Here is a 14267-nt window from a genome sequence, read left to right as displayed (position 1 = left end):
ATTTTATTAAACTAATATTATTAGAATGCTCGTTTAAATTCTGGATAAGCTTCCAAACCGCACTCTTCAACATCTAAACCTTGTAATTCTTGGTCTCGTTTTGATCTTATTGGTATAATTTTATGTAAAACATACAACAATACATAAGAACTTACAAAAACAAATACTCCAACAAATACAACACCTTTTAATTGTCCTAAGAATGTAATATCATCGCCATTTGAAGCGAAAATTCCAACTGCTAATGTTCCCCAAATTCCATTTATTAAATGTACAGATAAAGCTCCAACAGGATCATCTATTCTTAATTTGTCAAACATAAATACACCAAGAACAACTAGTATTCCACCAATTGCCCCTATTAAAATAGGAGAGTAAACACCAACTACATCAGCTGCTGCTGTAATTGAAACAAGACCACCTAAACCACCATTTAAAATCATTGTAATATCAAACTTTTTGTACATAACATACATCATAATAGCTACTGCAATTGCTCCTGCAAAACCAGCTGTATTTGTATTTAAAATTACCAATGAAACAAGATGTGCATTCTCTTTTGTAGTAATACTTCCTACACTTCCACCATTAAATCCAAACCAACCAATCCATAAAAGTAAAGCTCCCAAAGTTACCAAAGGAATATTCGAAGCAGGAATAACTCTAACTCCACCCTCTTTTGTATATCTTCCAGTTCTAGCTCCAACAATTAGTAAAGCAGCCAATAAAGCCCAACCACCAGTACTATGTATAATTGTAGAACCTGCTAAATCATGCATTGATGATATATCTAAGATTGTATCTTTTAGGAAATTTGAACCCCACGTTAAATTAACCACCAAAGGGTATAAAACAGAACTCATAATTACTGTAAATATTGCTATTGGTATTATTCTAGCTCTTTCACTAATACCACCACTCATAACATTCATTGCCTTTCCAACGAAAGCCATCTGAAATAAAACTGTTGCATAATTTATATTTTCATCGTTTAGTCCTTCTCCAAATGCTAAAGAATAACCAACTAAAACGAATGCTAAAGATGCAATTGAAAAAATAAGAATATTGATAGTTAAGACAGCAGTAACATTTTTTGTTCTAACAATTCCAGCTTCCAACATAGCAAAGCCAGGATACATAAAAACAACCAAAGTCATCGCAAACAGTACGTAGAGTGTGTCAATAATATATGACATATCAGACATAGTTTCCATAAAGTAGTCCTTTTAGAGAGTAAAGTCTCCAGCGCTGGACGAACGGAATTTTATCAGATAAAAAATTAAATAAAGATAAAAATATCTTACTTATAGCTTAAAATCAAAATATTTATATGCTTTGTCTTTTTAGTGTATAATTTGGTAACACTTTTTGAAATATTCTTTAATTAATATTTAAATTACTTTGTTTGTAATATAATAAAAAAAATTTAGGAAATAAAAATTATGCTAGGATTGCTTGGTGCTAAGAAATTTTCAAATGATGATTTAATCAAAGAGCTTTTAAGCCATAACTTAAATATTGAGAATTTAAATAAAATAAAAGAGAAATCGAAAATAGATTTAAACTCTTTATACTTAAACGGTGAACCTATATTAATAGCTTGCTGTAAAAAAGATTTATACAATTCTTGTTTATGGTTACTTGAAAATAAGATTGATTTTGAACTTGAAAACAATCTAAAAGAGAGTGCATTATTTTATACAATATACTCAAAAGACAGTAAACTTCTAGAAACTTTATTAGATTTTGGTGCTAATTTAAACCACTTAAACAACAAAAATAGAACGGTTCTGCAAGAATCAATTCATAATGCAAATAAAAAAATAGTTAGATTTTTAATACAAAAAACAAGTTCTTTTACAAATTGTGATAATAATGGAAACAATGTTCTTTTTGATGCTGTATTAAATGGCAATATGAATATAATAAAAAAAATAGTCTCTTTAGAAAAAATTGATTTAAACCATAAAAATAAAATTGGAGATACTGTTTTACATCTTGATAATTGTTACAAAAATCTCGATTTGGCTATATATTTATTAAATCAAGGTGCAAATCCAACAATCCCAAATAACAAATCAATTAGCTACTTATTTTTCGCTGCTACAAAAGGTTTAGAAGCTTTTGCTTTTATAAAAAGAGCAGCTGAACTAGGTTTTAACTTAAATATAAAAAATCATGAAAATAAAAATATTTTAATGAAAGCAGTTGAACACTTTTTAGAAATTCAAAATAGAGAAAAAAAAGATAGTCAATCTGAATTAATAAAAGCATTAGTACAGCAAAATATAAATGTTCAAGCAATGGATAATAAAAATGAGACAATCTTTTTTAATATAACAAGAAGTTTAGATAGAGATTTAATTCACTATTTATTAAACAATCTTGAAAAATTAAATCTAAATAGACAAAATGTAGAAGGTCTTACAGTTTTATCAATTTTAATATTAAATGGCATAGCTAATATGGATTTGATTAAACTATATATTGAAAAAGGTGCAAATTTAGAATTCAAAAATAGAGACAATGTTTGTGTAGTTGAAACTCTTATCAATATTATCTTACATTTAGAAAATGAGCAAAACCTTGATTTGATTTATAAAGAAAATTTAAATCAAAATGCTCAATACAAAGATATTTTAGAGGCCTTAACAAAAAACTATAATCTTGATTTCAATAGATTAAACTCTAAAAATAAACCACTGTTTTTTGATAGTTTATTAAATTTTAACTTCTCATTATTTAAGATTTTAAGAACAAAAAACTTGCAAATAAATTCAACTGATATAAATGGTAATAATATTATTTTTCATCTTTTAGAGCAAGATTTGCAAAAAAGAGTTGAAAATAGAAGAGTTTTATTAAATACTATAAAAAATTTAGTTGTTGCAGGAGTTGATATCAATGCGAAAAATGACAGAGGTATTACAGCTTTGGAGTTTGCAATTTTAAACGATAAAGATGATATTTTAAAACTTCTTTTGGATTTAAGAGTAGACACAAATTTTGTAGATGAAAAAGGAAGAAACCTCATCCATACGACAATTTTTAAAGATAAAGAAAAATATATTAAAACAATATCTCAATACAACAATACTATTGTAAATCAAGCAGATAGTTTTGGAGCAAAACCTATAAATTATGCTGCTTTTATGGGTAAAAAAAGTGTTGTTTTAGAACTTATTGATTTAGGAGCATCAATAAATAACTCAAATAAAAAATCGCCAAATATCTTGGAATTCTTAAAAAGATATCACAAGAATATTTTAAATCTAAGCTTTGGTGTTGATGATTCAAACAACAAATCAAACCTAAATAAATTAGCTGAAAATATGATTTTAGAGTTTGAAATAGATATTTCAAAACAATGATTAAATCTTTTGATATAGAAAACTTCAAAGATAAAAGTAGTTTTGAAATATCAAAAGTATTTAAAAAAACTTATCTAGATTATAAAAATAGTGCAAATACAAGCAATAGTAAACTCTTTTTCAAACAAAATACAAAAAATATAGATATATTTTTATTCCAAATTTTCTCTTATTTAAGTGCAAATAGTTTTAAGCATAATTCATTTGTTAGCTTCGTTGCATTAGGTTCTTATGCAAGAGTAGAGTTATGTTTACACTCTGATATTGATGTTATGATTTTATACAAAAATAGTAAATCTTATGATATTTTAAAAATCATAGAAAAATTTGTAGCCTTTGCTTGGGATTGTGGATTAAATCTTGGATTAAGAGTTGTAAATATTGATAATATTGATGAAATGTATGATTTAGCAAAAAGTGATATTACAATTAAAACTTCACTTCTTGAATCAAGATATATCTTTGGTTCAAAAAAGATTTATGAAGATTTTGAATTGTTTGTAAAAAATCTAAGACAAATAGATAAAAAAGCTTTTGTACAAGAACAACTAACTACTCACACTCAAAGATTACTAAAATATCCACTAAATATGCAAGTAAATTTAAAAGATGGTTACGGTGGAATAAGAGAAGCAAATATGCTTTTTTGGATTTTAAATGTTGTGTATGATGTTCAAAAAGCAAAAGAACTTGTAGGTACAAAATTGAATTATGATTCTTATAAAAAGTTTACAATTGCTTTAGATTTTTTATTTCAAACAAGAAATGCTCTTCATACTATTCATAAAAAAAAGGTAGATACAATTACTTTTGACTCCCTTCCTGAAGTAAGTAACAAACTGAATTTTAAAAATGAGTTTGAGTTTATGGCAAAACTATTTTCAAGCCTTCACATAATTCATAATTTTCACTCAAACATGAGTTCAAAATTTATAAGAACTATGTTTTTTGATGTTTCAAACTTAGAAATTTTACGAAAATCAAGATTTAAAAAAGGTATTTATATTTTAGAAAATAAGATATATTGCTCTTTTCATAGAAGTTTTGTTGATTTAAAAACTCTTTTAAAAGAGCTAATATCATTTCCTCAAACAATAAAAGGTTTTGATAGGTCTTACATATACTTTGCAAGTAAGGTTAAAATACCAAAAATTATAAATAAATCACTAAAAAAAGATATTAAAATACTTCTTACAAATGAGAATTTGTACCCTATTTTAAAACTATTTTATAATAGTGAGCTAATAAATAGTTTAATTCCCAACTTCAAAAAAACATCAAATCTAGCTCAATTTGATGGTTATCATAAACATCCAGTAGATATTCACACCCTTCAAACGGTAAAATATAGTATGTACATAGATGATGAGTTTATTAAATCCGTTTTTAACTCTCTTTGTAAAGAGGAGCAAATTTTAACAAGACTTGTTGCACTTTTTCATGATATTGGAAAAGGAAGAAAAAAAGATCATCATATTATTGGAGAAAATATTTTCAAAAAAACCATGAAAAATTTTGGTTTTGATGATGAATTTATAAAAATGGGTGCAAATATCATAAAACACCACGACCAAATGTCAAGAACTGCAACAAATGAAGATATTTATTCACAAAAAGCTATTTTAAATTTTATAGGATTATTCAAAAATATAAATGAACTAAAAATTTTATATGTTGTAACTTATTGTGATATTTGTGCAGTCAATAAACCTCTTTACAATAGCTCAATTTCAATGCTTTTAAAAGAACTTTATAAAAAAAGCATCTTAGCTTTTGAAAATCCAGAACTTATAAAAGAGAGTATTACTAGAGTTTCAAAACTAAATAAAATGAAGACTTTGGAAAAATATCAAGAGTTGCCAAATATTTTAAAAAGAAAAATAGCTCAAATATCTTCAAATCAGATGTTTTTAAGACTAAAAAGCAAAGATATCTTAAATATTGCAATAAAAGCAAAAGATGTACAAAACTACAGTTTTGATATTATAAATGATGATTTTCTAAAAATTAGAATTATTAGAAAAATTCCTTTAAATTTGGGATATTTATTGGGAAGACTTCAATATATGGATATGAATAGTATGAATATTTTCAAACTATATGATGATAAAAAGAATTTTGAAATATGCTTTTCAAAAAAAGCTTTAGATGAAGAGCTCTATTTAATTGAAGAAATAATACATGAATCTTTTGATATGAATAAAAAAATAAGAATAAATAAACCAATTATAAAAAAAGATGATGTAAAAATAGACTTTAATCATAGTGAATATTTAGCATCTATGAAAATAAATACAAAAGACCAAAAAGGACTTTTTGCATATATTGCAAAAGTTTTTGATGATTTTAACATAGAAGTTGAAAGTGCAAAACTTATTACTTCAAAAGGCTATGCAAAAGATTTAATTTTGATAGAAAAAAATGATAATTTCTATCAAAATATAGAGAAAATTTTAGATTTGATTTGTAGTTAAAATCTATAACTATCTATTACTTTTGTAATAATTTCTTTGCACAATTCCCCATAAAATCTTCTAACTCAAGATCAGCACCAAATTTAATCAAAAATTCTGCACTCTTTTTTTTGTTGTATAAAATTGCATATATTAAAGGTGAAGTTCCTATTTCATCTAAAACATCTACATTTAAACCACATTTTAAAAGTATCTCTAAAGATTTTATATCATCTAGACAAACAGCAAAATTGATTGCATTTAGACAAAAGTTTACTTTAGAACTAACTCTTAAATCAAAAAGTATCTTTATGTACTCATATTTTTTATTTAATATTGCAAAATATAAAATATTTCTACCTTTACAATCTCTATGATTTATATCCAAAATATTTAAACTAAATAATCTAATCAAAGTTTCCCACTCATTTTTTTTGATTAAATTATCAAAAATATCACTAGAACTGCTTAAATTTAGTCTTTGTCCTAAAAGAGTATTATTACACAAAATGTTTCCTTTTTTAAAATGATAATGAATATCATAATATATAAAAGTTTAAAGTTTATTTAAATTGTTTTAAAAAAGCCTCTTATTAAAATTTCTTTTTTATCCTATTTTTGATTTCCAATTAATATAATACTTGCTCCTAAAATACAAATACCCGCACCAATAATATCCCAACGATTAAAACTCTCTTTTTCAATAAAAATCAACCACAATAAAGAAGATACTATGTAAATTCCTCCATAAATCGCATAAACTCTTCCTGCATGTTCCACATCGATTTTTGTCAAAATATAAGCAAAAAGAATCAAAGAAACAACTCCCAATGCAATCCACCAAGGAGTTTTTTCAAGTCTAAAATATAACCAAAAAGCAAAACATCCTAATATTTCAAAAAAAGCTGCAATAAAAAATAATCCTAAATTTCCTATCATTTTTAAATTTTCTCTTCATACATCTCAATAATCTCATCTTTTAATGTATAAATATAAGTTTGTACTTCAAGCTCATCATATCTTTCAGCAATAATTGAAGTTCTACTAAACTCTTCACCTTCAAAAATATCAAGATTTTCCCAATGGTTTATCAAATTATCAGAGTAAAACAAAAATCCATGAATAGTATCATCTCCCATTTCAAGCCTAATACCAGGATATCCCATGCTAGCACTCCAACCTGCATCTATTAATTTTCCTTTTACAGTTGCAGGGACAAATTTTCCAATAATATTTTCTAAAACATATCCATTTGGACAGTTTGGCATCAATGTGCCATATACAAAAAGTGAATCTTTCATCTATTCCTTAAGAATTTTAAGGTCTGCTATAATTTTTGATTTTAATTTATCAACTGTAAATCCAAACTCATCAAAAAGCTTATCAGCAGGACCACTAGCTCCAAAACTATCCATTCCAAATACTACATCTGCATATTTATAATACTCAAGAGCTCTTGCTGCTTCAACTGCATAAACTCTTGTTTTTGGATCAATAATTTTATTTATATAAGTTTCATCTTGCTCTAAAAGTAAATCAAAACAAGGAACAGAAACTATATTTGCAAGAATTCCATCTTTTTCTAAAGCACAAGCAGTTTGTAATGCCAAATTAACTTCACTTCCACTTGCCATAATTGTGATAGTTGCATTCTCTCGTTTTGTTAATAGATATCCACCATTTAAAACACTTCCAAAAGCTTTATCATCTTTTAAAACTTTTAAACCTTGACGTGAGCAAACAAATGCTGTTGGAGCTTTCATTTTAAGTGCTATTTCCCATGCTTCAACATTTTCAGTTGCATCAGCAGGTCTGAATGTATAAAAATTTGGTAAAGCTCTAAATTGTCCTAAATGCTCAATTGGTTGGTGTGTTGGTCCATCTTCTCCAACACCAATACTATCATGTGTCCAAATAAAATGTTGAGGAATAGAAGCCAGTGCTGCAATTCTTGCACTTGGTTTTAAATAATCAGAGAAAACAAAAAATGTTGCTGAATAAACTCTAAATAAACCATATAAGTTCATAGCGTTTACAATAGCTGCCATTGCATGTTCTTTAATACCAAAATGGATATTTCTTCCATTTGGAAAATCTCCCATATCTTTTAATTCTGTTTTATTTGATGGTGCTAAATCAGCACTTCCACCTAAGAAACTAGGAATTTTTTCAGCAATAGCATTTAATATTTTATGATTTGAATCTCTTGTAGCCACACTACTTCCAGCTTCAAAATTTGGATAAACAATACTGTCAAAATCTGGATTTTGTAACTCATCTATTTTTACTTTTGTCTCTTTAGATAAACTTTCATTCCAACTGTTTTGTAAAGTTGAACCAATAATTAATTTATCAAAAGCACCTTTTACATCTGCACTCACTTCAAAATCAACATCAGGATTAAATCCAGCTTTTATTTTTGCTTGTTTTATCTCATCAACTCCAAGAGGAGCTCCGTGTGAGTGATGACTTCCTTCAAGTGTAACAGCTCCTTTTGCAATAATAGTTTTTGCAATAATAAGAACTGGTTGTGTTGAATTTTTTGCTTGAACAAAAGCCTTATCAATTTGATCAAAATTATGTCCATCTATTTCAATTACTTCAAAATCAATCGCTTGAAATCTTTTTTTAACATTTTCACTCCAAGCAAGGCTTGTATCTCCTTCAATCGTGATTGAATTGCTATCATAAATAATTACAAGATTATCAAGTTTCATATGCCCTGCAGTTGAAGTTGCCTCATAAGAGATTCCTTCTTGTAAATCTCCATCTCCGCAAAGACAATAAACTTTATGATTTATTACATCTTTTCCTAATAAATTTTGTGCATATTTTCCTGCCATTGCAAATCCAACAGCATTTGCAATTCCTTGTCCAAGTGGTCCTGTCGTGATTTCAATACCATGAGTATGTCCATATTCTGGATGTCCTGGAGTTTTTGAACCTGATTGTCTAAAGTTTTTCATATCATTTACTGATACATCAAATCCCCATAAATGAAGTAAAGAGTAAACCAAACCAGTTGCATGACCACCTGAAAATACCAATCTATCTCTATTTAGCCATTTTTCATCGGCTGGATTTACATTTAAGTGCTTGCTTAAAACTGTTGCAATATCAGCAAGTCCCATAGGAGCTCCAGGATGTCCTGAATTAGCTCTTTGTACCATATCAGCAGCTAAAAATCTTATTGTATCTGCTTGTTTTTGTAGTAGTTGTTTTGACATAGATTATCCTATATTGTGAGTGATTTTTAAAATTATGAAAGATTATATCGAAACTATGTTTAAGACTTTTTAATCTAAAATTCCAAAAAAAAGATTATAAAATGACAAACACTCAAAATAGAACTATTTGGATTTTAATACTTTCTTCATCACTTATTTTAGCAATTACAATGGGAGTTAGGCAATCTTTGGGTTTATTTATAGCTCCTATAAACTCTTCAACTTCTCTTGATATTATCTCTATTAGTTTAGCACTTGCAATTGGGCAATTTATTTGGGGATTAACTCAACCAATTTTTGGTGCAATTGCAGATAAAAAAGGCTCTTTTGGTGTTTTAGTTTTTGGTGCTTTATTGATGTTTTTTGGTTTAATTTTAACTCCTTTTTTAACTTCAGAATTTTCAATTATTTTAACTTTAGGGCTTCTTGTAGCAGCTGGTGCTGGTGCTGGAAGTTTTTCAATATTAATAGGAGCAACAGCAAAAAATCTTCCTAGCGAAAAAAGATCATTTGCTGGTGGATTTATAAATGCTGGCGGATCATTTGGGCAATTTGTTTTTGCTCCACTATCACAAGCTATTATAAATAGTTTTGGATGGATTTACTCTATGGTAGCTCTTGCTTTTTCAACACTTTTAACTATTCCTTTAGCAAAAATTCTATCTTCAAAAAGTAAAGAAGAAATAAAACAAGAAAATATCGTACAAAATGATATAAAATTAAAAGAGCAATTAAAAGTAGCTTTAAAAGATAAAAGCTATTTATACTTAAACTTGGGATTTTTTACTTGTGGATTTCATGTAGCTTTTTTGGTTACACATCTTCCCCATGAAGTTGCTCTTTGTGGGCATAGTGCAAATGTTTCAGCTTACTCTTTGGCTTTAATTGGACTTTTTAATATTTTTGGAAGCTTATATGCTGGATATTTGGGAACAAAGTATAAAATGAAATATATCCTAGCTTTCATTTATGCAAGTAGAGCTTTGATGATTATTATATATTTATTATCTCCTAAAACTGAGTTAACTTTTTATATTTTCTCAATAGCAATTGGTTTTACTTGGCTTGCAACAGTTCCACCAACAGCAGGAATTGTAGGAAAACTTTTTGGAACAAAATATCTTGCAACTTTATTTGGATTAACTCTTTTATCACATCAAATTGGTGGTTTTTTTGGAGCATATTTAGGTGGATTATTTATAAATAGTTATGGTAATTTCTCTTTAATGTGGTATTTAGATATAGCTTTAGCAATAGTTGCAGCACTTGCTAATTTACCAATAAAAGAGGAAAAAATTAATAAAAATTAAAATTTCTTGCTATAATAATTTATTAGTTTCTAAAAAGGAAAAAAATGAAAATATTTTTAACTACAATATTGTTAGTTATAAATCTTTTTTCACAAGATATTAACACAAATATTGAATTAACTAAACAAGAAAAAGATTTTATAGAAAAAACTCATTTCAATGTTGCTATTACGAAAAATTGGTATCCATTTAGTTTTGAAGAAGATAATAATAAAGCTCTTGGAATATCATCTGAATTTTGGGAAATTATTGTAAAAAAACTAAATTTAAAAACTACAAATACTTTTTTTAACTCTTTTGATGAACAAATAAAAAGTTTTCAAAGTAAAAAAAGTGATATTATTTTTAGTACAGGAGAGAGCGAATCAAGAAAAAATTTTGCATATTTCTCTAATGAGTATTTAAAATTTCCAATATCAATAGTTACAAAAAAAGATGAACACTTTATAGAAAACTTAGATGAAATTATAAACAAAAAAATTGCAGTTGGAAATAATTTCACAGTACACAATTTACTAAAAGAGAAATATCCAAATCTTGATTTAATTTTAGTAAATAGCGTAGAAGAAGGATTAAATCTAGTCTCAAAAAATAAAGTTTTTGCTTTTGTTGATATAAAACCCATTCTTACATACAATATTGCAAAATTTGAATTCAAAGATTTAAAAGTTAGTGGTAATACAGGAATTGATTTTTCTTTAAAAATTATGGTTAGAAAAGAGTATAAAGATTTAATTCCAATAATAAATAAAACAATGGCAACTATACCAGCTAGTGAACTTATGGTTATTGTTAATAGTTGGAATAATGTACAGTTTAAAACTTCAATAGACTACACAACTGTTTTGATTTTGATTTTTTTAGTATTTTTTGGTGCTATCGCATTTATCCATAGAACAGCAACTTTAAATATTTTAAACAAAAAATTGAAATATACAGTTGAAGAAAAGACAAAAGAATTAAAGCATTTAAATGAAAACTTACACGTAACTATAGATAAAAAAACAAAAGAATTACTTGAACAAGAGGCAATTTTAAATCAGCAATCAAAAATGGCAGCAATGGGAGAGATGATTGAAAATATAGCTCATCAGTGGAGACAACCACTATCTGTAATATCTACAATCTCAAGCTCTTTAAAAATAAAAAAAGAGATGAATATTTTAAATGATAATGAATTTTATGAAGCTTTAAAAAATATAAATAAAACATCTGAATATTTATCAAATACTATTGATGATTTTAGAAATTTTTTCTCTCCAAATAAAGAGATGAATAAATTTTATGTATCACAACTAATAAAAAAATCTAAAGATTTAATAAAAAGTAGATTTGATAAGTTCAATATTAAAGTTATTGAACACATAGATGACGTAGAGATTTTATCATATCAAAATGAATTATTTCAAGTAATCCTTAACCTTTTTTCAAATTCAATTGATATTTTATCTTCAAGCCAAATAGAAAAAAAAATAATATATATAAAAATAAATCATGATGAAAATAATTTATATATTGAATTCTTAGATAATGGTGGAGGCATAAAAGATGAGTTTATAGATAGGGTTTTTGAACCATATTTTACTACAAAACATCAAAGCCAAGGAACAGGAATTGGTCTTTATATGTCACTACAAATTGTAACAAAACATCTAAATGGTGAAATAAGTGTAAAAAATGATACTTTTATCGAAAACAATACACCTTATTTTGGTGCAAAATTTACTATTTTACTACCTATTGATATACAAAAGAACTAAAGCTTCTTTATAAATATTATCTTAATTTAGCTATAATTTTTAACTTTATTTAAAAAGGGGAATTATGTCTATAAAAAATAGATTAATAGCTTTATCTTTGGTATTTATTTTATCATTGATTACTATTTCGGCTGTCTCATATTTTAATACAAAAAGCTCATCAAATGATCTTACCAACATATCAGATGAAAGAATACCAATATTAATAGCTGTTGCTGAATTGGATACTTTAAGATATAAAATTAGAGCTATGACTCATGAGGTTTTTTCAGTTCACAAAAATTCTGATTACTCAAAAAATCTTCAAGCAATTAAAGAGAGTAGAGAAACAGCTTGGAATGATATTAATAAAAACTGGCAATACTTTGCAAGTACTCCAAGACAAACTGAAGCTGGTAAAAAAGCTTTTGCTACTTTAGAAGCTGCATTTAATGATTGGAAAAAATCACATGAACCAATAGATGAAAATCTAAGAAAAATAATTAATAATAAAGATGAAGAAAAACTATCTTATTTATTATCTGAATATGAAGATAGCGTAAGAAAAATGATTCCTCTTTCTGTTACTTTTGGGAAGCTTCTAGAGGAACAAAAAACAAGAACTACAAACTATGCAACAAATATGGTTAAAAATTCTGTATCATCTTCAAATAAATCTCTTACTTTAATTGTAATATTATCGCTTATTGTTATGGCAATTAGTATTACATTTACATCTTTAACTATAAGTTTTATTGTAAAATCTTTAAATAAACTTCAACAAGGTATATTAGGATTTTTCTCATTTTTAAATGAAGAGAGTAAAAGTGCTACACTAATAGATTTAAAAAGTAATGATGAGTTTGGTGAAATTGCAAAAGTAATAAATGAAAATATTGAAAAAACTGAAAGCTCTATAAAAAAAGATGATGAGTTTATACATGCAACTGAACTTTTCATAAAAGAGCTATCAAGTGGAAATATGCTTGCAAAAATAGAAGCTGAACCAGATACTCAAAATTTGAAAGTTTTAAAAGAACTTTTAATTAAAATGCAACATTACTTAGAACATACAATTGCAAGAGATATAAATAGATTACTTTTTGTAATAGATAGCTTTAAAAAATATGACTTTACAGCTAGATTTCCTAGTCCTTATGCAAAAATTGCTGTTGCTATGAATGAATTAGGAGATGAAATTTCTGCTTTATTAAGACAATCATATGGAACAGGGCTAATGCTAGAAAATAGTTCTCAAGAGCTTTTAGAGAATGTAAATGTACTAAATCAAAGTTCAAATTCTGCTGCTGCTTCTTTAGAAGAGACTGCTGCTGCTCTTGAAGAGATAACATCAACAGTAATTAGTAATGCAAATAATGTAGAATTAATGACTAGATTCTCAAACGAAGTTAGTAATTCAGCAAAAAAAGGTCAACAATTAGCAAATCAGACAACAAATGCTATGGATGAGATTAATAATCAAGTAAATAGAATTAATGAAGCAATTGCAGTAATTGACCAAATAGCATTCCAAACAAATATTCTTTCACTTAATGCTGCAGTTGAAGCTGCAACTGCAGGAGAAGCTGGAAAAGGTTTTGCTGTTGTTGCTCAAGAGGTTCGAAATCTTGCAAGTAGAAGTGCTGAAGCTGCTAAAGAGATAAAAAATATAGTTCAAAATGCTACATCAAAAGCAAATGAAGGAAAAAATATTAGTTTTGAGATGATTCAAGGTTATACAGAACTTCTTGAAAATATAGAAAAACAAAGTCAAACAATAAATGAAATTGCAACAGCTTCAAAAGAGCAACAAGCTGGAATTACACAGATAAATGATGCAGTAACAGGACTTGATCAACAGACACAACAAAATGCGAATATTGCTTCAGATACAAAAACTATTGCAATAAATGCGGATAGTATTGCTAAAAAAATTGTTAGTGACTCACATAACAAACAATTTGTGGGAAAAGAAGATGTTGAAAAAGAGAATAAAAAAATTAATTCTACAGTTAAAAATAATAATTTAGTTATTGAAACTACTAAAAAAACTACAGAAACTAAACCATCAGCTCCAAAAAAATCTATGGATACAAAAATAGATATAAAACAGACTGAAATAAAATCATCTAAAAAAGATGATGATGAATGGGAAAGCTTTTAAAAT

10 protein-coding genes are annotated in these 14267 nt (G+C 26.7%); 5 read left to right on the top strand and 5 right to left on the bottom strand.

Annotated features, from left to right (window positions below):
* Positions 1–20: 20 nt before the first annotated feature.
* Positions 21–1214 carry an ammonium transporter gene (locus CJ670_RS01710; RefSeq protein ID WP_105911744.1) on the bottom strand — a complete coding sequence of 398 codons (1194 nt, stop codon included), beginning with the start codon at positions 1212–1214 and terminating at the stop codon, positions 21–23.
* A gap of 228 nt (positions 1215–1442) precedes the next feature.
* On the opposite strand from CJ670_RS01710, the gene CJ670_RS01705 reads away from it, so the two are divergent.
* Together CJ670_RS01705 and CJ670_RS01700 are read left to right on the top strand one after the other, a co-directional pair.
* Positions 1443–3371 carry an ankyrin repeat domain-containing protein gene (locus tag CJ670_RS01705; protein ID WP_105938628.1) on the top strand — a complete coding sequence of 643 codons (1929 nt, stop codon included), beginning with the start codon at positions 1443–1445 and terminating at the stop codon, positions 3369–3371.
* Positions 3368–5845 (top strand): [protein-PII] uridylyltransferase family protein, encoded by a 2478-nt coding sequence (locus CJ670_RS01700; RefSeq protein ID WP_105938627.1) that lies wholly within the window; start codon positions 3368–3370, stop codon positions 5843–5845. The genes CJ670_RS01705 and CJ670_RS01700 overlap by 4 nt, the downstream gene beginning before the upstream one ends.
* Before the next feature lie 16 nt (positions 5846–5861).
* Here the strand turns inward: CJ670_RS01700 and CJ670_RS01695 are convergent, their stop codons facing one another.
* The 4 genes from CJ670_RS01695 to tkt form a co-directional block, all read right to left on the bottom strand.
* A complete protein-coding gene (locus CJ670_RS01695; RefSeq protein WP_105938626.1) occupies positions 5862–6332 on the bottom strand; it encodes an ankyrin repeat domain-containing protein in 471 nt (156 codons plus the stop codon).
* Between the two features lie 104 nt (positions 6333–6436).
* Positions 6437–6763, bottom strand: a complete 327-nt coding sequence (locus CJ670_RS01690; protein ID WP_105938625.1) for a YnfA family protein — start codon at positions 6761–6763, stop codon at positions 6437–6439.
* Between the two features lie 2 nt (positions 6764–6765).
* A complete protein-coding gene (locus tag CJ670_RS01685; RefSeq protein WP_105938624.1) occupies positions 6766–7125 on the bottom strand; it encodes a gamma-glutamylcyclotransferase family protein in 360 nt (119 codons plus the stop codon).
* Positions 7126–9051, bottom strand: a complete 1926-nt coding sequence (tkt, locus tag CJ670_RS01680; protein ID WP_105938623.1) for a transketolase — start codon at positions 9049–9051, stop codon at positions 7126–7128.
* A gap of 101 nt (positions 9052–9152) precedes the next feature.
* On the opposite strand from tkt, the gene CJ670_RS01675 reads away from it, so the two are divergent.
* From CJ670_RS01675 to CJ670_RS01665, 3 genes are all read left to right on the top strand, one after another.
* Positions 9153–10361: an MFS transporter gene (locus CJ670_RS01675; RefSeq protein WP_105938622.1), complete on the top strand. Its 1209-nt coding sequence runs from the start codon at positions 9153–9155 to the stop codon at positions 10359–10361.
* A gap of 44 nt (positions 10362–10405) precedes the next feature.
* Complete coding sequence (locus CJ670_RS01670) at positions 10406–12121, top strand: ATP-binding protein (RefSeq protein ID WP_105938621.1); 1716 nt, start codon at positions 10406–10408, stop codon at positions 12119–12121.
* A gap of 64 nt (positions 12122–12185) precedes the next feature.
* Positions 12186–14264: a HAMP domain-containing methyl-accepting chemotaxis protein gene (locus tag CJ670_RS01665; RefSeq protein ID WP_105938620.1), complete on the top strand. Its 2079-nt coding sequence runs from the start codon at positions 12186–12188 to the stop codon at positions 14262–14264.
* Positions 14265–14267: the final 3 nt, after the last annotated feature.

This window comes from Arcobacter cryaerophilus gv. crypticus (genome assembly GCF_002993025.1).
In the GTDB taxonomy this organism is placed as follows: Bacteria; Campylobacterota; Campylobacteria; order Campylobacterales; family Arcobacteraceae; genus Aliarcobacter; species Aliarcobacter cryaerophilus_B.
Note: the sequence above shows the minus strand (reverse complement) of the source record. Positions and strands in the feature narration are given on the sequence as shown.

Excerpts from the sequence above, each read along its gene's own strand:
- CJ670_RS01710 (WP_105911744.1), bottom strand. The coding sequence starts at position 1,214 with ATGGAAACTATGTCTGATATGTCATATATTATTGACACACTCTACGTA.
- CJ670_RS01705 (WP_105938628.1), top strand. The coding sequence starts at position 1,443 with ATGCTAGGATTGCTTGGTGCTAAGAAATTTTCAAATGATGATTTAATC.
- CJ670_RS01700 (WP_105938627.1), top strand. The coding sequence starts at position 3,368 with ATGATTAAATCTTTTGATATAGAAAACTTCAAAGATAAAAGTAGTTTT.
- CJ670_RS01690 (WP_105938625.1), bottom strand. The coding sequence starts at position 6,763 with ATGATAGGAAATTTAGGATTATTTTTTATTGCAGCTTTTTTTGAAATA.
- CJ670_RS01685 (WP_105938624.1), bottom strand. The coding sequence starts at position 7,125 with ATGAAAGATTCACTTTTTGTATATGGCACATTGATGCCAAACTGTCCA.
- tkt (WP_105938623.1), bottom strand. The coding sequence starts at position 9,051 with ATGTCAAAACAACTACTACAAAAACAAGCAGATACAATAAGATTTTTA.
- CJ670_RS01675 (WP_105938622.1), top strand. The coding sequence starts at position 9,153 with ATGACAAACACTCAAAATAGAACTATTTGGATTTTAATACTTTCTTCA.
- CJ670_RS01670 (WP_105938621.1), top strand. The coding sequence starts at position 10,406 with ATGAAAATATTTTTAACTACAATATTGTTAGTTATAAATCTTTTTTCA.
- CJ670_RS01665 (WP_105938620.1), top strand. The coding sequence starts at position 12,186 with ATGTCTATAAAAAATAGATTAATAGCTTTATCTTTGGTATTTATTTTA.